15 protein-coding genes and 1 pseudogene are annotated in these 19,327 nt (G+C 59.5%); 7 read left to right on the top strand and 9 right to left on the bottom strand.

Going from position 1 to position 19,327, the window contains the following annotated elements:
- Positions 1-138: 138 nt before the first annotated feature.
- Positions 139-1,206, top strand: coding sequence for an efflux RND transporter periplasmic adaptor subunit (locus R0125_RS13675; protein WP_317238552.1), 1,068 nt, complete (start codon positions 139-141; stop codon positions 1,204-1,206).
- Entirely contained in the window at positions 1,203-4,319 is a 3,117-nt protein-coding gene (locus R0125_RS13670; RefSeq protein WP_317238551.1) for a multidrug efflux RND transporter permease subunit, read from the top strand. The genes R0125_RS13675 and R0125_RS13670 overlap by 4 nt, the downstream gene beginning before the upstream one ends.
- A gap of 46 nt (positions 4,320-4,365) precedes the next feature.
- Here the strand turns inward: R0125_RS13670 and R0125_RS13665 are convergent, their stop codons facing one another.
- From R0125_RS13665 to R0125_RS13645, 5 genes are all read right to left on the bottom strand, one after another.
- On the bottom strand, positions 4,366-4,800 hold the full coding sequence (locus R0125_RS13665; protein ID WP_317238550.1) for a hypothetical protein: 435 nt from the start codon (positions 4,798-4,800) through the stop codon (positions 4,366-4,368).
- 106 nt (positions 4,801-4,906) lie between these two features.
- Positions 4,907-5,653: an anti-sigma factor domain-containing protein gene (locus R0125_RS13660; protein WP_317238549.1), complete on the bottom strand. Its 747-nt coding sequence runs from the start codon at positions 5,651-5,653 to the stop codon at positions 4,907-4,909.
- Positions 5,650-6,264 (bottom strand): sigma-70 family RNA polymerase sigma factor, encoded by a 615-nt coding sequence (locus R0125_RS13655; protein ID WP_248182670.1) that lies wholly within the window; start codon positions 6,262-6,264, stop codon positions 5,650-5,652. Before R0125_RS13655 ends, R0125_RS13660 begins: the two co-directional genes overlap by 4 nt.
- A gap of 68 nt (positions 6,265-6,332) precedes the next feature.
- Entirely contained in the window at positions 6,333-7,715 is a 1,383-nt protein-coding gene (locus tag R0125_RS13650; RefSeq protein WP_317238548.1) for a PepSY-associated TM helix domain-containing protein, read from the bottom strand.
- Between the two features lie 40 nt (positions 7,716-7,755).
- Positions 7,756-8,154 carry a DUF2946 domain-containing protein gene (locus R0125_RS13645; protein ID WP_248182673.1) on the bottom strand — a complete coding sequence of 133 codons (399 nt, stop codon included), beginning with the start codon at positions 8,152-8,154 and terminating at the stop codon, positions 7,756-7,758.
- A gap of 175 nt (positions 8,155-8,329) precedes the next feature.
- Between R0125_RS13645 and R0125_RS13640 the strand changes: the two genes are divergently transcribed.
- Together R0125_RS13640 and R0125_RS13635 are read left to right on the top strand one after the other, a co-directional pair.
- Positions 8,330-9,001: an SDR family oxidoreductase gene (locus tag R0125_RS13640; protein WP_317238547.1), complete on the top strand. Its 672-nt coding sequence runs from the start codon at positions 8,330-8,332 to the stop codon at positions 8,999-9,001.
- Between the two features lie 109 nt (positions 9,002-9,110).
- Positions 9,111-9,491: a nuclear transport factor 2 family protein gene (locus R0125_RS13635; RefSeq protein ID WP_317238546.1), complete on the top strand. Its 381-nt coding sequence runs from the start codon at positions 9,111-9,113 to the stop codon at positions 9,489-9,491.
- Here the strand turns inward: R0125_RS13635 and R0125_RS13630 are convergent.
- Complete coding sequence (locus tag R0125_RS13630; RefSeq protein ID WP_317238545.1) at positions 9,486-10,736, bottom strand: FAD-dependent oxidoreductase; 1,251 nt, start codon at positions 10,734-10,736, stop codon at positions 9,486-9,488. The two genes, R0125_RS13635 and R0125_RS13630, sit on opposite strands and share 6 nt — an antisense overlap.
- A 192-nt stretch (positions 10,737-10,928) precedes the next feature.
- On the opposite strand from R0125_RS13630, the gene R0125_RS13625 reads away from it, so the two are divergent.
- Positions 10,929-12,182 (top strand): MFS transporter, encoded by a 1,254-nt coding sequence (locus R0125_RS13625; RefSeq protein ID WP_248182686.1) that lies wholly within the window; start codon positions 10,929-10,931, stop codon positions 12,180-12,182.
- A gap of 74 nt (positions 12,183-12,256) precedes the next feature.
- Here R0125_RS13625 and R0125_RS13620 read toward each other — a convergent pair whose 3' ends face one another.
- On the bottom strand, positions 12,257-13,333 hold the full coding sequence (locus R0125_RS13620) for a TauD/TfdA dioxygenase family protein (protein ID WP_317238544.1): 1,077 nt from the start codon (positions 13,331-13,333) through the stop codon (positions 12,257-12,259).
- 201 nt (positions 13,334-13,534) lie between these two features.
- On the opposite strand from R0125_RS13620, the gene R0125_RS13615 reads away from it, so the two are divergent.
- Positions 13,535-15,151 (top strand): hypothetical protein, encoded by a 1,617-nt coding sequence (locus R0125_RS13615; RefSeq protein ID WP_317238543.1) that lies wholly within the window; start codon positions 13,535-13,537, stop codon positions 15,149-15,151.
- Positions 15,152-15,353: 202 nt separating this feature from the next.
- Positions 15,354-16,682, top strand: a complete 1,329-nt coding sequence (locus R0125_RS13610) for an HD-GYP domain-containing protein (RefSeq protein ID WP_248182693.1) — start codon at positions 15,354-15,356, stop codon at positions 16,680-16,682.
- A gap of 14 nt (positions 16,683-16,696) precedes the next feature.
- Here the strand turns inward: R0125_RS13610 and R0125_RS13605 are convergent.
- A pseudogene (locus tag R0125_RS13605) lies at positions 16,697-18,386 on the bottom strand (AMP-binding protein).
- Positions 18,387-18,424: 38 nt separating this feature from the next.
- A complete protein-coding gene (locus tag R0125_RS13600) occupies positions 18,425-19,327 on the bottom strand; it encodes a hydroxymethylglutaryl-CoA lyase (protein ID WP_317238542.1) in 903 nt (300 codons plus the stop codon).

Here is a 19,327-nt window from a genome sequence, read left to right as displayed (position 1 = left end):
GGGAAGTATTTGATGTCCAGATTTCTGTATTTGCGCCCGCTTGTCCAATCAAAGCCATCTGTTTTTCTGCTCACTCTCGCCGCCCTTGCTTTATTTACTGGGTGCTCGGAATCCACTGAGCCGCCGCAGGCGGCCCCGGTGTCTGTGTCGGTGGTGGTGCTGGAGAACGCCGAGGTGAGGCCCTCGCGGGAGTTTGTCGCCAGAACCGCGGCGTCGGCTAAAGCGGATGTATCCGCCCGCATCGAGGCGGAAATCCGGGAGATCCAGTTCAAGGAAGGCTCTCGGGTCGAGCAGGGGCAGCTACTGGTTCGCCTCGAGAACACCAACGCTGGGGCCGATCTCAGGCAGGCCGAGGCGGAACTGATCGCCTCCCGGGCTGAGCTGCAGTCGGCCAGCACCAACCTCCAGCGAGGCCAGGACGTGGCAGGCAAAGGCTACCTGTCCGCGTCCGATCTGGACAAATTAAAGGACCGTTTCAGCGCGGCACAGGGGCGGTTGCAGGCAGCCGAAGCAGCCGTGGAAAAGGCGGCCAACAATCTGGGTTACACCGAAATAAAAGCGCCCTTTGACGGCTGGATCGGCAAGTTGAATTTTGATGTGGGGGCAGTTGTCAGCCCCGCCAGTGGCGCCATTGCTGAAATTCTTGTTACCGACCCCATCTACGTGGAATTTCAGCTCAACGAGGCAGACTACGTGGCATTTCGCCGGGCGGGACGTGAGCAAGCCGAGACGATCGTCAATAACCTGTCTCTGTATCTCACCCTGCCGGATGGTAAGCGCTACGACCAGGGCGGTACGCTGGACTTCGCGGGTGTCCGCACCGACGCCAGTACCGGTACTGTTGCAATGAGAGCCGTGTTCCCCAATTCCAACGCGGTGCTGCTGCCCGGATTGTATGTGACTCTGCACGTGGAAGGGCAGGCGGGTGAGGCGCGCATCCTGGTGCCACAGGTGGCGGTGCAGGAAACCATTGAAGGCAAGTTCGTGCTGGTGGTGGACGACCAGCAAAAGGTGGCCCAGCGGTTCTTCACAACAGGGCCCCGCCGCGGTGCTATGGTGGTGGCCGAGACCGGGCTGGAGGCTGGCGAGCAGGTGATAGTGGAAGGTTTGCAGAAAGTCCGCGCCGGGGTTGCCGTCAACCCTGTATCAAAGCGGATTGATCCGGACACCGGTGCCCTCACCGCTGCAGGCGAGGTTAGCCAATGATCAGCAGCGTCTTCATTCGGCGGCCGAAATTCGCGTTTGTTATTTCCATCCTGATTACCCTGGCCGGACTGCTGGCCCTTCGGGGGCTGCCTGTCAACATGTACCCCGATATGGCTCCGCCTCAGGTTCAGGTGTCCGCAACCCTGCCCGGCGCCAGTTCACAGGTGGTGGAGGAAGCGGTCATTCGCCCGATTGAGCAGCAGCTCAACGGGGTAGAGGGGATGATCTACATCGAATCAACGGCATCCAGTGATGGCGCGGCCAAGATCACCCTGACGTTTGAAAGCGGTACCGATACCGACATTGCACAGGTCAATGTGCAAAACCGCGTTGCCCTGGCCGAGCCGTTCCTGCCGGACGAGGTGAGACGACAGGGGGTGGTGGTCAGCAAACAGGCCGGCAACATGTTGATGGGTATCAACCTGACCTCTGACAGACCAGACCTGGACGGCGTTTTCCTCAGCAACTACGCCTCCAACAACCTGGTGGAAGCTCTGGGCCGCGTGCCGGGTGTGGGCTCGGCGGAAGTGATGGGCGCCAAGGATTACAGCATGCGGATCTGGCTGGATCCCCAGCGCATGTCATCCCTCGACATCACCGTTGCCGAAGTGGCTGCAGCGCTCAGAGAGCAGAACCAGATCGTAGCGGCTGGCAAGCTGGGACAATCGCCGGTGCCGGCGGGGCAGCAATTCGTTTACAGCATCCAGAGCCGCGAGCGCTTATCCGACCCGGACGAGTTCGCCCAGACCATTCTCCGCGCCAGATCCGATGGTGGGTTTGTCCGGTTGCGGGATGTCGGGCGGATCGAGCTCGGGTCCCGGTCGTACGCCTCCACCGCCCGGCTCAATAATCGGGACACGGCGTTTCTGGTGATCTACCAGCTGCCGAATGCCAACGCCCTTGAGGTGGCAGAGCGGGTGAAAAAGGTGGTGGCGGATGCCGAGCCGGGTTTTCCCGACGGTGTTGGTTATAGCATTCTCTACGACACCACCGAATTTATCAGCCGCTCCATTGACGAGGTAATCGTCACCCTGTTTCAGGCCATTGCCCTGGTGATCCTGGTGGTGTTCCTGTTTCTGCAGAACTGGCGTGCCACGCTGATCCCCAGCATCGCCATTCCGGTATCGCTGATCGGTACCTTCGCGGTGATGGCGGTGCTGGGCTATTCCATCAACACCATCACCCTGTTCGGCCTGGTGCTTGCCATCGGTATTGTGGTGGACGATGCCATCGTGGTGATCGAGAACGTAGAGCGAATCCTGCAGGAAGAGCAACTGCCCATTCGCGACGCGGTGGCCAAGGCCATGGCGGAGGTCTCCGGCCCGGTGATCGCCACCACATTGGTGTTGCTGGCGGTGTTCGTGCCGGTGGGGTTCATGCCGGGTATCACCGGTGAGTTGTACAAGCAGTTCTCCGTCACCATCTCGGTGGCTGTCGTCATTTCCTCGATCAACGCGCTCACCCTGAGTCCGGCCCTGTGCGTTGCCTTGCTGGGGCGTGGCGGAAACCAGCCGGTTCGCTGGTTAAGGCCGTTCGAACGTATGATCGTCAGCGGAACCAACGGTTACGACGGTGTGGTGAGCCGGCTGTTGCGCAAAGGCGCGCTAGTGGCGGTGGGATTGGTGGCGGTTCTGGTCGCCAGTGCCGGGTTGTTCAAGGCCGTGCCCACAGCGTTTGTGCCACCGGAGGATCAGGGTTTCCTGTTTGTGGATGTGCAGTTGCCGGACGCCGCCGCGCTGGAGCGAACCGACGTGGTGCTGAAGAAAGTGACAGACATGGTACTGGAAGATCCGGCAGTGACCGATTTCATTACCGTATCGGGCTTCTCGTTGCTGGGTGGGACCAATTCCAACAACGGTCTGGGCATTATCATGCTGAAAGACTGGGAGGAGCGTGAAGATCCGGCCCTGGGACTGCAGCAGGTGATCCCGCGGCTGTCATCCAGGCTCTGGACCGTTCCGGAGGCCCAGGTGATGGTGTTCAATGCGCCGCCCATTCCCGGGCTGGGTACGTCTTCGGGATTCGATTTCCGCCTTCAGGATAATCTGGGCCGGGATGTGGCCGAGCTCTCGCAGGTTATGAACGGCCTGATCTACGAGGCCAACCAGCAGGAGGCGCTGACCCGGGTCTACAGCACCTACCGCGCCAACATCCCCCAGTATCTGTTGCAGGTGGATCGCAACAAAGCCAAGGCGCTCGGTATTCAGCTATCGGATATTTTCTCCACGCTGCAAACGCAACTGGGCTCGCTGTACGTCAACGATTTCACCCGCTTTGGTAAGAACTACCGGGTGTTGCTGCAGGCGGAAGGGAGTTTCCGCCAAAAGCCGGAGGACCTGTCCTATTACCAGGTGCGCAATCAACAGGGTGACATGGTGCCGCTGACCACTCTGGCATCGCTGGAGCCGGTGCTCGGTCCGTCCAGCATCCAGCATTTCAATCTCAAGCGATCGGTCACGATATCGGGGGAGGCGGCCCCGGGCTTCGCCAGTGGCGATGCGTTGACCACCATGGCAACCCTGGCAGAGAAATTGCCACAGGGTTATGAGTTCAGCTGGGCAGGGCAGAGCCTGCAGGAAATACAGGCGGGCAGTCTCGCCACCGTGATCTTCCTGTTGGCCATTGTGTTTGTGTACCTGTTTCTCGTGGCCCAGTACGAGAGCTGGACGTTGCCGCTGGCGGTCATCGGGGCGGTACCCCTTGCGATGTTCGGTGCTATGGGCGGGCTCTGGTTACTGGGGCTGGCCAATAACGTCTACGCCCAGGTGGGGTTGGTGCTGTTGGTCGGGCTATCGACCAAAACTGCCATCCTGATCGTGGAATTTGCCATGCAGCTGAGGCAGTCCGGGATGAGCACTGTTGAAGCGGCGCAAAAGGCGGCGGTGTTGAGGTTCCGGGCGGTGTTGATGACGGCGCTGTCGTTCGTGCTTGGCGTGTTGCCACTGGTCTTCGCCAGCGGTGCCGGTGCGGCCAGCCGGGTCAGCCTGGGTGTCACAGTATTGAGTGGTATGGTGGCGGCGACCATTCTTGGTACGCTACTGGTGCCCGTCTTCTACAAGTGGATTCAGTCGGTACGGGATAGAGTCAGTGTGGAAGGAGCGGCAAAGCGGTAATGACCAACCCGGCAGGCCAGAGCCCGCCGGGTTGTCGCGAAAAGTCTTATTTCGCGGTGACGGTCTTCATGACCAGATTGCCGTCTTTACGGATCGGGCCGTCTTCCTTGGCGCCGAGAGTGTATTCGAAGATGCCGGTCTTGCTGCCACCGTCCTCGCTGTGAACCATCAGCATCAGCATCTCACCGGACTCTACTTCCTCGGTCAGAATCGCTGCTACGTCCATGTTCTTGCCCATTTTGATGGGAGCGTGGCCAACCACCGGGCCCGGCTTCATGGCTTCGTCGGTGCGGTGCACAACCAGCCAGCCGTTTTTCTCGGCCATCACTTTCTTGGCGGTAACAGTGCCACCGCTGACGTCTTGATCGCTAGCCTTCACGCCTACTTTCCCGTGATCCATGGCCAGTGCTGCGCCGGAAGTCAGTGCTGTGGACAGCAGGGCTGCAGTGAGAAATGTGCTCTTTTTGAAGTGCGTGCTCATTGCGTTCTCCTCATTTTCAATTATCCCCATCATTGGTTTGTTATCGGATGGGCGTACCGAAAGATACGCATGGATAATTCAAAAGTTGCATTTGCCCCGGTTTTTTTTAGAACCGCTGACCCGAATTGCCTTCGGCGGTGGGGTACAGGTAGCCATGAATCGCCGGCCCGGTCGGCTTGCCCGTCGGTGAACCGCCTGCAGGTTCGACACTGATGCCGAAGGTGGCCTCTTTCAGAAGCTGCGGGTCATACTGGCTGAGTGCCGACTGGTCGATGGTCATGTTGTTGGTCAGTACACCTACCGAGCGTGGGTCTGGCCCCAGCTCATCGGCCTTGATCCATAGCTGATAGGACCTGTTCTGCACCGGCTCGGCGGTGACCGGGCGAATGTTCAACTGGCGGTTGTCCAGATCCACCGTCAGCATAAAGGCCGGTTGCTGGTCATCGTGCTGGAACACCGCCACGAAAGATTGTGGTTGTTCCGCTGGCTGGAAGGCCAGCACGGCCACCAGGACCAGCGCAGCGGCAGACGTCACGGCGGTACTCCACTGCCACCGGCGTACCCGTTGTTGCAGCGCAGTAACGGTTGCGGTTGGCGGTCTCCGAAGAGACACGGGCGCTGTGGCCTCAAGCTCGTCCAGGCGCTTTTCGACGCGGGCAAGCAGGTCCGGACCGGGCTGAATGGGCGTCACCTCATTCAGCAAAGGCACCAGACGCTCTTCCCAGGCGAGAATCAGGTCATCGAACGCCTGGTCATCCTCGCGGCGGGCAATCACGGAGGCCCGCTCTTCCGGGGGCAGCGTTCCCAGCACGAACTCCGCCGCCAGCGTATCGAGATTGTCATGGTCGGTCATGGTGCCAGACACCTTTTCAGTTGTTTCAATGCACGGTGCAGCCAGGTTTTCACGGTATTTACCGGTTGATCAAAGTGGGCAGCCAGTTCGTCACGGGACCAGCCATTCAGATAAGCCAGGCGAACCATGTCCTGGCGGTCTTTCTCGAGTTCGTCGATGCAGCTGTTCAGGCTGTTAACCGCCTGCTGCTCTTCAAGCTCGGCTTGAGCTGTCGGTTGGACACTCGCGATTTCGTCAATCTCCTCATCCCCCATGGAGCGCCGTGCCGGTTGCTTCCGCAGCTCGTCGATGGCGCTGTTGCGGGCAATGGAGGCCATCCAGGCAATCGGTGAAGCTTTGGCCGCGTCGTACTGCCCGGCTTTCTGCCATACCTTGATGTAGGCGTCCTGAATCACGTCGTCTGCCCAAGCCCTGTCTCTTACGATACGCATCACGGTACCCAGAAGTTTCGGGGCGGTGGCTTCATAGAGCTGGGCAAAGGCGGAACGATCCCGCCGAACCACCCGCTGGATCAATTGGCCGATGTCAGAGGATGTTGCCGTGGGCACCACCCCGGGGTTACCCGGGGGGGTGTGATGTTCATCGGAAGGGTGTCGAGATTCAGAATCCATACGTCGCCTGGGTAGTCGCTGGCGCAGTGGCCGGGAACCTGAAGATTGCCGGTTTTGGCTCGCTCAGGTCAAGGCACTTTTAAGCGCCTAGAATCCCGCAACGCCAGGGCCGCATCCAGTGCCAGAAAGACCGCCAGGCTGACGCCCATCGCCGGGGCGAAGAGTCCCAGGCCCAAGGCAACAAACGTCATCACCACCAGTGCCATCGCCGGTGCCTTTTTCAATTCGGTCCAGACCCGTTGCGGGCGATGGCGCTGTTGGTCAGAGCGGATTGGCCGGCGTAACCACCACATTCGATACCCCAGCACAATCATCACGCACAGTCCCAGCGCGCAGGCAGCCACGAACAGCTGGTTGGCCAGGCCGAACAGGATGCCCATGTGGGCATCGATGCCCCAACGGGTGAGTTTGGCGGCGAGGGGAAAAGTCTCGAAATCCACCCGATCGGTGATGGTCAGGGTTCGGGCGTCAACGGCTACCATGTCGACCTGGGTCGGCCAGCTGCGGTCGATTTCACGCACTACCCAAGCGCGGGATACGTTTGTGGCGGGCTTGATTTCCACCATGCCGGCATCAATACCGGCCGCCCGTGCCTGTTGCAGCACTGCATCGTACGCGGCGGCATTATCCTCGCCTGCGGTGATTACCGGGGACATACCGTGACCGGCGTGTGCTCCGTGCTGATGTTGCTGAGGCGTGGAGCCGATCAGCTCGGTGTTCAGCCCGGGTGTGCCCCAGTCCAGTTGGGCGCGTAATTCGGCAATGTTGGCGCCTGCCCATTTTGACCAGGTCAAACCGGTGACTGAGAAGAACAGGAATGCCAGCAACAGCACCACGCCCATACCGCTGTGCCACTGGCGCAGCGTGCCGCGCTCGTTGGCCACCTGAGGGGTAAGGTTCGAGCGCCGTCGGCGCCACCACAGTGCAAGGCCGCCAAGGGCCACCAGCCAGAGCCAGGAGGCGGCCAGTTCGCTGTAATAGCGCCCTACCTCGCCCAGATGCAGGTGGCGGTGAACATAATCGATCCAGATGCGGAATGGCAGGGTGCCGCTGGTCCCGTACACCACCAGTTCGCCGCGGACGTCCAGAGACACCGGATCGACAAACACCGCCTGGTGTTCGAAAGGTTGCAAACCGTCCACTGCAAACATGACCCGGGTGGTTTCACCTGGCTCTGGGGCAGGACGGACGGCGGCGAGGGTGGCTGCGTCGCCGATATGGCTGCGGGCCGTCAGGATCTGGTCAGCCAGCGGCTTCGCCGTGCCAGTGGTCTCGGTGGTCAGTTCGCTGTAATAGAGCCAGTTTTCGATTTGCGGCGTCAGGGCGAACAGGGCGCCGGATAGCGCCGCCACAAAAATAAAGGGTCCGACAAACAGGCCAGCATAAAAATGCAGGCGTACAAGCAAAGCATAGCCCCAGCGCGGAGCGCTGGAATTGTGGATTTCGTTCATGGTCTTCCTCAATACAGACTAAAAAGGGTAAGGGAGAGAGTCAGACCATGACCGGTGGTGCGCGCACAGGCGCATTCAAAAAGCGGGTTATTGCGCGGGGGGGCGACAGCAAACCGGGAAGGCCGGTGCCGCTGACGGCGGGCGCGCTGGATGGAACGGCCGTGCCCTGGGAGGAAAGAACCGGCAATTTGCTGAGCAGCACGCAGTAGCCGCATTCGCCATGGGCCAGATGCTGCAGTGGATCGGAATGGTCCGTTTGCCCGGATGAAGGTGCAGGGCTGTGCTCGCGGCTGTGGTGATCACTGTGGTGGCTGTTCAGGGCGGCTGGCCCGGCTTCGGGGTTCAGCTGCGCCTGGGTAATCAAAGGCCCCACATAGATCAGCACCATGGATAACAGCGCTATCCATGCGGGCCATTGCTTGTGCCTTCGTGCTGTCACCGCTCACCTGTTTTACGGAAAACAAAGCTACCCATAGTAGCGGTCTTTTTTGTTGGGAGGTAACCAGTTACGCAGTTGGGTGTCGGAAAGTTGGATCGACCACGTGGAGAAACGGGGTTCCTGAGGGCGTCCCTTTTCTGTTTGAATGAACGTTTTCACCGTTGAGGAGATTCCCATGGCCAATCGCAGAACCGTCGTCATCACCGGTGCCAATCGTGGCATCGGTCTCGAGCTTGCACGTCATTACGCGGATGAAGGTTGCGCTGTTATCGGTGTGTGCCGGCACACATCCGACGAACTGAATGCCATCGCGACCCGCGTTGTTGAGGGGGTGGACGTCACCACCGACAGCGGTATCCAGACGCTCACCACTGAACTGAAAGGCCAGTCCATCGATCTGCTGATCAACAACGCCGGCCTGCTGCAGGATGAAAAGCTCGGCAGCATCGACTTCGATTCGATCCGCACCCAGATGGAGATCAACGCTTACGCACCGTTGCGGGTGACTGAGGCGCTGGTGTCACAGATTCCGTCCGGCGGCAAGATTGCCAACATCACCAGCCGCATGGGTTCCATCGCTGACAACGATTCCGGCGGTCGATACGGGTATCGTGCGTCCAAGGCAGCGCTGAACGCCTTCGGAAAATCTCTGGCGATGGATCTGCAGCCCAGAGGCATTGCCGTGGCCCAGCTTCACCCTGGCTATGTACAGACCCGCATGGTGAATTTCGGTGGGCTGATTAGCCCGCAAGAGTCTGCCAAAGGCCTCGCCGAGCGCATTGAAGCGCTCAATCTGGAGAATACCGGTTCTTTCTGGCACAGCAACGGCGAGGAGCTGCCCTGGTAGCAAGCGGCTTGGAAAATGCACTGCGGGTCCCGTTGTACTTTTTGCTACCATGGCGGGAGCAGGATCCCGGAAGACTGGATCGTCCCCATCGTAGAAACGGAGTCTGCACATGCAGCCAAAAGACATCGTGGCGCAATTCATCGGTGATATTCACGCCCAGCGTTTTGAAGAGGCCAAGGCCTTGCTGGTGACTGACGGGTTTGAATACGTGGGGCCGAATATGCGCTTCCTTCGCCCGGATGACATGCTGGCCTACCAGTTCGGCATGGCGGCCATCCAGAAAGATCTCGTCGTCCGTCAGCTCAGTGCCGACGGCGAGCACGTGTTTGCCATTCTGGACTACCGCACCCACTTTGAACCGATCGGAGACGTGCGGCTCGCGGTCTGGTTCCGGGTGCGGGACGACAAGATCCAGACCGTTGAAACCTTCTACAACGCGGCCGTGGTCGAGAACATGCTGGGTGGTGAACTGCCCACGGCGACGCTATAACACGTCGTTTGTGTTTGTCATGATCGCATCCACCACCGCATTGGCCGAACGCACGGCGGATTCCAGCAGCGGCACGCCCTCGTAGGCCCAGGAACCGCAGAAAAACACTTTGCGCCCGGGCTGACGGTGCCATTGGTTGAGGGCGTCGTGGACCCGGGCGGTGCCGGAGTGGACCACGGCGCGCTCCAGCGGCACCCGTGCCAGTACCGTGTCCGGGTCCGGCTCGAACAGCGGGTTCCAGGTCTGGAAAACCGGTGCGCTGTTCGCCAGTGTGGGTTCCACCTTGTTGACCCATACCGTAAACATGGGCTTCTCCAACGCCTCGTCCATCTGAAAATTCAGCGCGGTCCAGTCTTCCTGTTTCGCGGGCATAAAGCGCGGGTCCTGATGCACCCAGAGCTCGCCGGCATCGAAGCCGATGTCTTCCAGCATTCTCCGCTCGTCATCAAACTGGCTGTCATTCAGAAAACTCAGCTGATTGGCCTGGGTGGCAACAATGACCCGGTCAAACACACCGCCGTCGCCCCGCTGGTTATAGACTTTGACGCCGGCGTCGCTGATCTCGACCTGTGCCACCGGGCTGCCACAATGCAGGGGCAGGTCGCGGGCCAGACCCTCGACCAACGCCCCGGTCCCGCCCTTGAGACGATAGAGTTCGGAACCGTAGAGAATGCCGTGCAGAGCCGAGAGCAATTGCGCCGCGGGCCAGTTCAGCAGATGTTTCTCGTCACAGGTGCAGATGGTGGAGAGCAGGGGCAACACCAACCCACGCCAGAATAACGGGTCAAAGCGCTGTTGCTGCAGGACTTCGCCAAGGGTGGCGTCGGTGTCAGCCCGCGCCAGTTTCCGGGTCAGACGGCTCAGTTGCCAGATGCCGCTGGCCATGCCCAATGCGCGCGTGTTCAGGTAGCGCCAGGAGCCCAGAAAGGGCCAGCCCAGGATCGGTACCTCGCCACTGCGGAACCAGGTGTGCCGACTTGTCCAACTGCACGACGCATGAACGTCCACCTGGAAGGTGCCCACACCCACCTCGGCAGCAAGCTGAAGCACACTGGGCCAGGCGTCGGGACTCATCACCCTCAGGGGCACATCCACCAGGCCGCCATCCACCCTGAGGGCATGGGCATCCATGCCATGGCTGTTGCGGGCTTCGAACACGGTAACGTGGTGGCCAGCGCGGCGCGCCCGATAGGCAGCCGCCAGGCCCGCCATACCGCTGCCGATTATTGCAATGGAATAGGTCATCAAGTTCTCTTGTGGTCAATGAAAGCGGAATCGGTGCCGAATAAAAAAACAGATAGTACCTGATCTCGGTGGGCCTGCGGGAAACCGAAATTGAATCACCCCATGGATTCCCTCACGGTAAGTAAACTCTGGTTTATTGGTTCTATACTTACCTACCTGGCCAGACGTTGCGACGGAACCGACGGAGGCGGCATGACCTCACTCTCAAGCACAAAATTTGCGATCTTCGGCGCAGCGCTGATCGCCATCAGTTATGGGCTTGCCCGCTTTGCCTTCGGGCTCTTTGTGCCACCGATACGGGAGGAACTGGAACTCACTGCAGATCTGATCGGCCTTATTGGTGCGTTGCCACTGGTCAGTTTCCTGCTGGCCACCCTGGTCGCTCCGCTGGCGGCTGACCGTCTTGGCGCCCGCAGAACGGCAGTGCTTTCCTGTGGCTTTGGTGCCGGCGGTCTGGCGTTGATCAGCCAGGCGTCTGGAGCCTTGTCGCTTGGCGTTGGCGTGTTCGCCTGTGGTATCTGCACGGGCCTGATGATGCCGGCCTTAACAGCCGCCATGCAGGCGAAGGTAAAACGGTCGTTGCACGGTCGCGTGAGCGCCTCCATGAACGCCGGCACCAGCATCGGTATCGCTTTGGCGGTGCCGGCAGTGCTGTTTCTGACCGATGCCTGGCGTTTTGCCTACGGCGCCTTTGCTGGCCTGGCAATCGTCGGGTTGTTGGCCGCACTGGTCGTGATTCCGTCGGTGTCGAGGGTGTCGCCCACCAGAACGGCACCGGCGCCCGCCATCAGCCTGTTGCAGTGGTCGCGGCTGTTCCGGCTTGCGCTGTTTGCCTTCGCTATGGGGTTTGTCTCTGCGGCCTACTGGATCTTCGCGCCGGATCTTGTGGTTACGGTTGGTGAATTGCCATCCAGCGCCACGGGCTGGTTGTGGCTGGCGGTTGGCATCGCAGGGCTGGGCGGTGCGGCCGTGGCCGACCTGGCCGATCGCAATAACCCGGCCATTACCCAGGCGCTGATGCTGATGATGCTGGCCGCGAGCCTGGCATTGATCGCGGCCAGCCCCGGTGAGCTGATGATTGCGGCATTTTCTGCCCTGGTTTTCGGTCTTGCCTACATGAGCCTGACCGGGCTGTATCTGATGACCAGTATCCGTTTGTTGCCGGGGCGGCTGTCCATGGGTCCGGTGTTGCCGTTCATGGCGGTCTCGCTGGGACAGGCCACCGGATCGCCCATCGTCGGTATGCTGGTGAAGGAAGTCGGCTACGAAAACGGGTTTGCCCTGTTCGCCATGGTCGGGATTCTGGTATCGATCCTGTCGCCGCTGTATCCGCGCTCCATTGCCGAGGCACAGGATGATGACGAGGAGCCGGAAACCGGGCTTCAGGCAGCGTATGACTCGCAATTGCAGTATTTGAACGAGGAACCATCAAACAGAGAGCGCTAGGCAGGTCGGCTCTCGTGTTGCGGGCTTGTCGTCGTCATGCCTGGCGAGTGCATACCGAATTTCGGCCAACCGTGTCAGTTTTGCAGGCGGATGTCGTCTTTCCACAGGAACCCGACGCCACCGGCCTGCCAGACGCCATCCTTGTTGAACGGGTGAGGCCCGTTGATATTGATGTATTGCGGCAAACCAAAGTGTGGCGCCAGGTCCTGTTTTGATTTGATCGTGACACGGTCCATGATCCGCAACCCCTGCTGTTCAGCCGGCATGTGCGCTTCCGGCGCGGCTCTGTGGGCCACCGCCCAGTTATCGATGTAGAGCAGGTCACCCGTGTCGTAGTGGTAGCGTATCCCGTACCCCCGCTCGAACGACGCATTCATCAGATCGTTGTAGTCATTGAAAAGCGTCTTCATTTCGCCCTCCGTCAACAAACGAAACTGGTCGACGCTCGCGGGCTGCTGTTTCAGCTCATCAATCGTGACACCGTCCTCCGGCAGCCGCTCGATAACGGCACCGGTCATCCCAAGGTGAAGCCACACGCTCTTCCTTCCGGACACCGGGTGCGTGTGGACGACGGGATGCGTCACGCTGGACGCTGAATTCACCGACACAAGACGCTCCCAGAAGGCCTGCTTTTCCTTCGGAAGCGCATCAAAGGCGGCGCCCTGGTGCGCGAAGTGCGTACCGCCGCCCTGTTCCGGCGCGCGAGCCATGTAGTACGCGGAGTGCGAGAATGTGGCCGCCTCAAAACTGCCATCGTTATGCCATTGGGGACCCACACCCAGAATTCCGTGGCGGCTGTCATTGGAGCAGCGGAAGATGTGCCTGTTTCGACCGGGTGTTGCAGGGTGGACGCCGTGGGTTGAGTGGATCTCGTGAGCGCCCCACCATTTGCTGACTTCAACCAGCTCCTCGGCGGCAAGATCGGTTTGCTGCTTGAAGACGATGAATCCCCGATTCGCCATCTCCACTTCCAGCGCCTCTATCACAGGCTTGGGAAGCCCGGCGCGAACATCGGCCCCGTAGACTTCAACGCCAAGAGGTTCCAGCTGTTTGACCGTTAACCCCGCTCGCTCGATCAACGAGACGCGTTCAGCGTCGAGTGAAGGAATGCTTGGTTGGCTACTTCTGACTGTTTCGGATAGTTGTCCCATGGTTGCGAGTTACCTTTCTGGGTGAATTCCAACCAGCTTAACTGAGTGTGTTTCAGTGACAACCCCAGGTGCTGCACCCGGTTATCTGATGCCACTTGACCCAAATAATGATCACACTGACCACTTGGGACAAAGGCCGCCCGCTCCAAGAGCTTTATCCTATGCGCAGGATTTGATGATAGGGATTCACGGGGTGTAGATATGAAACAGACGGCTTTATTACTGTCAGCGTTGGCTTTGGCGGGGTGTGGCGGCTCGTCCTCTTCGTCCACGGCAGAGGCTCCGAGCCCGCCGCAGGCAGTCATGGGAGAAGAAGCCGTTGCGCCGGATGATTCACCCAGACCCCAGCGACTGGTGCCCACTCAACCGGAAAACCTCGACACGCGTTGTGATGACGCCAGCGCCCCAAGTGCCGCTTGGGGCGATTGTGAGGCCACCAACTACGCAAAAACCCTGGAGGCACTAACGGAACAGGTCTCCATCCCGTTCCAGCGCCGGTATCTGGAACAAACCCTGTTCAACGTTGAGGATCTGGTGCAGCGCTCCATCCTGGACCCGTCGTGGCTGCTGTCCCTGTCTCTCAACACCCCGCTTTCACCCTTGTGCGCGACCTATGGCTTGCCCTGTGCGGGCGATCCGTATCGGTACCCCGAAGCCAACGGGCCAGATGGGAAGGGTTTCTACCAGAACGAAGCGGACGTTACCGATGTGGTATTTTATGACCGGGAATGCGCCCGGTTGTCCGGCACGGTCTGGGTGCCAAAACACGCGGCTGCGGACAACCCGGTGCCGACCATCGTCATCACCAACGGCTCGGTGCAGGCACCGCAAACCGCCTACAGTTGGGCAACACAGGCGTTGGTTCGGGCCGGTTATGCCGTGCTCACCTACGACCCGAGGGGCCAAGGCAGGTCCGATTTTCAGACACCGCTGCTGGAGCAGGGCGGCAACCTGAACCCCAAAGTTTTTTGGGAAGGGCAGGTGGATGCCATCGATTTCTTTCGCTCCACGCCCAGTCAGCGTTATCCCCATTCGCAAGCCTGCAAGGACGCAATGCCCACCGAGGTATTTGACCATAACCCGGAATGGTCGCGGCTGGACCACACGCGTCTTGGTATTGCGGGGCACTCACTCGGCGCTATCGGCGTATCTGTGGTTCAGGGCTATGGCGCGCCAGGCGCAGAGCCCTGGCCCGGGCTGATGGATGAGAATAACCCGGTGGATGCGGTAGTCGCCTGGGACAGTCTAATCACCCCCACAGGAGAGGGCCTGACAACCGCTTCGAATCTGCAGCTGCCGGCTCCGCTTTACGACGTCCTGCTGCTGGCCATCACCCAAGGCGTTCTCCCGGAATTCGCACCCAGGGCACCGGCCATGTCATTCTTTGCGGATTACGGATTCGCGCCGCTTCCTTATCTGGTGCCGCCGGATCCAGCTGGCACCAAGGTCGCGTTCGAGGCCTGGAAAGCCGCCGATGTGCCGGTTTACACGCTCGGTTTCCAGGGCACCACACACTTCGATTTCTCCCTGTTACCGCAATTTCCGGCTACTTCCTGGTGCCCGGATGTGTCCCGCAATGCATGCTCGGGCGGGTGGGGCAGACCTTCTATTACCCACTATACCGTCGCTTGGTTTGATCGTTGGTTAAAGGTTCCGGGTGAGTCTGGCTTCGCAGATGCGGATGAACGGCTGATTGATGACGCGCGAGTGGGTGGCGTGGACAGGATGAGTTTTCATTATGATTCCGCCCGGGCGTATCCGGATCGAAATGGTGGGTGGCAGCAGTGTGAGAGGATTCGGGCCGGGTGTGTTGATTAAGCGTTGTGGCCAGATTTGGGAGCACCCTAAAACCTGCCACCAAACCAACTGCATCGTCTGCAAATCGGGTGGGGCAAACAGCTCTACTTTCATCTGATTTTTGGTCTTGCCAATGGTGCTGATCTGTTCACAATGTTTTACGTCATTCGTTGGAATCTAACCGTATACTAGGTGTTAACCTGACGTAATGGCTGGGTCCTCGATGAGATATGAACGTGTCGAACTGGAAATTCCTGTAACCGAACTCAGAATCGGCATGCACGTTGTGCGACTTGATAGGCCTTGGGAAGAAACAACCTTTCTGTTGCAGGGATTTATTGTCCAGAAACAGGAGGATGTGGACGCCCTGCAGCAGCAATGTGACCGCGTCGTCATTGAGGGGAAAAGAAAGATCGAGGGCCAGGCAACGCCGTCCCTGCCTGCATCGACTCCGAAACCGTCATCCAAATTTTCGATATTTTCAAAAGCATCGCGAGCCAGAGATCAAGCCGGAGCCTCGCGCAATCGTGAAAATCGGCAGACGAGCGAGGTCGCGCGGCGGAGAAAAGTCACCTACATAAACAAAGTGGATGTGGGTCACGAGATTACCAGGGCGACGGGCCATTACAGCGACGCGAAATCCGTCGCCCAGAACATTATGAATGGGATGCGTGTCGGGCGGACCCTGGACGTCAACAAAGCAAGGGAAGTGGTTGATCGATGCGTTGAAAGTATCCTCAGGAATGACGATGCCCTGCTTCTGCTGACCAAGCTGAAGCACAAAGATGAATACACCGCTGAGCATTGCTTGAATGTTTCCATTCTCTCCGCTGCGTTCGGTAAGAGACTTGGTCTGCTTGAAGAGGAGATAAAAACGTTGGGTCTCTGTGGCCTTTTGCATGATATCGGGAAAGCTAAAATACCCGACGAGATACTGCAAAAACCGGGAAGCCTGACGCCAGAGGAATACGGTATTATGCAGAATCATGCAAACTGGGGCAGGGATATGCTTATGGCTTTACCCAGGGTCGTGCATGCGACAATTGATGTTGCCTATAACCACCACGAGCGCCTTGATGGCAAAGGGTACCCCAGAGGGCTGGTTGATTATCAGATACCCTATTTCGCCAAAATCGTTGCGATCGTCGATACCTATGACGCAATAACAAGCAATCGTTCTTACGACCGTGGTCGCTCCTCGATGGAGGCCCTGGAAATCATACATCGCTGCAGTGGCACGCAGTTCGACCCTGAGTTGGCAAAAGCCTTCGTGCTAATGATTGGAATCTACCCGCCGGGAGCCATTGTTGAGCTCAAAACGGGTGAGGTCGCCATCGTGATCGCCGCGAACCCGAAGAGTCGACGTAAACCGAAACTGATGATCGTCAGGGACGAGAAAAAGCAACGGCCCGAAAAGTATCGTCTGGTTGACCTTGCAGGCAACCCTGCGGGGGCCTCGGGAAGCCCCCTGGTAATCTCCCGCGAAGTACCTGATGGTACTTATGGCATTATGCTACAGCGCTTCATTGACAATGGGTTGCAACTTGGCTGAGGCTCAAGTGGCCTCTAGTTTCCCTGCTCCATCTCCTGGATAGCAATCTCCCGCATCTTGAACTTCTGGATCTTCCCGGTGACGGTCATCGGAAAGGCGTCCACAAATTTGTAGTTCCTCGGGATCTTGAAGTGGGCAATCTTGCCCTTGCAGAACTCCCGCAGTTCGTCGCCGGTGACCGGATCGGCGTCCGGGTTCAGCTTCACCCAGGCGATCAGTTCTTCACCGTACTTGTCATCGGGAATGCCGGTGACCTGCACTTCCTCGATGGCGGGGTGGGTGTAGAGGAATTCTTCGATCTCTTTCGGGTAGATGTTCTCACCGCCGCGAATGACCATATCTTTGATGCGGCCGACGATCTGGATGTAGCCGTCCTCGTCCATGGTGGCCAGGTCACCGGTGTGCATCCAGCCGGCGTCGTCGATGGCTTCGCGGGTTTTCTCTTCGCTGTTCCAGTACTTCAGCATCACGCTGTAGCCACGGGTGCACAGCTCGCCAATTTCGCCACGGGGCACCACGTTGCCGCTGCCGGGGTCGACGATTTTGGTTTCCAGGTGAGGCTGGGTGCGGCCAACGGTGGTGACCTGTTTCTCGAACGGGTCGAGGGAGCTGGTCTGCGTCGACACCGGGCTGGTTTCGGTCATGCCGTAGGCAATCTGAACTTCTTTCATGTGCATTTTGCCGTTGACCTTCTTCATCACTTCCGCCGGGCAAATAGAGCCGGCCATGATGCCGGTGCGCAGGCTGGAGAGGTCGTAGCTTTCAAACTCCGGCTCGGCCAGTTCGGCGATGAACATGGTGGGCACACCGTACAGAGCAGTGGCTTTTTCCTGGTGCACGGCCTGTAGTACGGACTTGGGCTCGAAGCCCTCGCCCGGGTAGATCATGGTGGCGCCGTGGGTGATGCAGCCGAGGTTGCCCATCACCATGCCGAAGCAGTGGTACAGGGGCACCGGGATCACCAGCCGGTCGTTCTCGGTGAAGCGCTGGCTGTGGGCCACGAAGTAGCCATTATTGAGGATGTTGTGGTGGGTGAGGGTGGCGCCCTTGGGATTGCCGGTGGTGCCGGAGGTGAACTGGATGTTGATGGGGTCATCAAACTGCAGCTGGCTCTGTGCCTTGTCCAGTTCCAGCTGGCTGACGTCATCGGCAAAGCCGGTGAACTCGGCCCAGGTCCACATGCCGTCGTGCTGGTCTTTATCCAGATTGATCACGGCGCGCAGCTCCGGCACTTTTTGCGCTTTGAGCTTGCCCGGTGTGGCCGTTTTCAGCTCGGGGGCCCAGATCGTAGACCATTTTGCGATAGTCCGAGGCCTTGAAGCTGTCGGCAGTAACCAGCACCGAGATACCGGCCAGATTCATGGCGTAGTCCAGCTCATGCACGCCGTAGGCCGGGTTGATGTTCACCAGGATGGCGCCCACCTTGGCGGTGGCGAACTGGGTAACGGTCCACTCGTAGCGGTTGGGAGACCAGATGCCGACGCGGTCGCCCCGTTTGACGCCGATGGCGAGGAAGGCGCGGGCGGCTTCGTTGACCTTTTCCACGAATTCCCTGTAGGTCCAGCGGATGTCCTGGTGCAGGGCCACCAGGGCTTCGGTGTCGGGGTACTTACCGGCGGTGCGATCGAGCATTTCGCCGATGGTCATCCCCAGTAATGGCGTCTCTGAGGTGCCACTGGTGTAGCTCGGGAGCGTGTTGATCATGGTCTCTGCCTCCATTGTTGTTGTAATAGGAAACGCTGCTAGCGTCCTCCGAGCGCCTGACCGACTTTGGAACCGTTGTGGCGTTTCAGTTGGCTGCTGATCCAGTCACCGGTGGTAACCAGCTTGCTCAGATCCACGCCGGTTTTGATGCCTAGTCCGTTCAGAAGGTATAGCACGTCTTCGGTGGCGACGTTGCCGGAGGCGCCTTTGGCGTAGGGGCAGCCGCCTAGGCCGGCGACGGAAGCGTCAATCACCGAAATGCCCTCTTCCAGTACGGCGTAAAGATTGGCCAGGGCCTGGCCGTAGGTGTCGTGGAAGTGGGCGGCCAGTTTCTCGATGGGTACGTCTGCGGCGACGGCTGCCAGCATGCGTTTGGCTTTGAGCGGGGTGCCCACGCCGATGGTGTCGCCCAGGGAGATTTCGTAGCAGCCCATGTCCGCCAGAGCTTTGGCGACTTTGGCCACCTGTACCGGGGCGATGTCACCCTCATAAGGGCAACCGAGCACGGTGGACACATAGCCCCGCACCGGTATACCTGCCTTGCCCGCGGCTTCCATCACTGGCAGGAAGCGATCGAGACTTTCGGCGATGGAGCAGTTGATGTTTTTCTGGCTGAAGGATTCGGACGCGGCCCCGAACACCGCCACTTCGTCTGCCCCGGCCGCCAGGGCGTTTTCGAAGCCCTTCAGGTTGGGGGCGAGCACCGAGTAGCGCACGCCGGATTTTCGGTTGATGCCGGCCATCACGTCCGCCGCATCGCCCATCTGCGGTACCCATTTCGGCGACACAAAGCTGGCGGACTCGATGTGGCTGAGGCCGCAGTCAGCCAGCCGGTCGATCAGCCCGGTTTTGATGGCGGTGGCGATGACGTCACCGGGCTCGTTCTGCAGGCCGTCGCGGGGGCTCATTTCCACCAGTCGGACCCGGTTCGGGAAGGCCAT

This window comes from Marinobacter sp. M-5 (assembly GCF_032911545.1).
Lineage (GTDB): Bacteria > Pseudomonadota > Gammaproteobacteria > Pseudomonadales > Oleiphilaceae > Marinobacter > Marinobacter goseongensis.
This window is presented reverse-complemented; position numbering and strand designations above follow the sequence as displayed.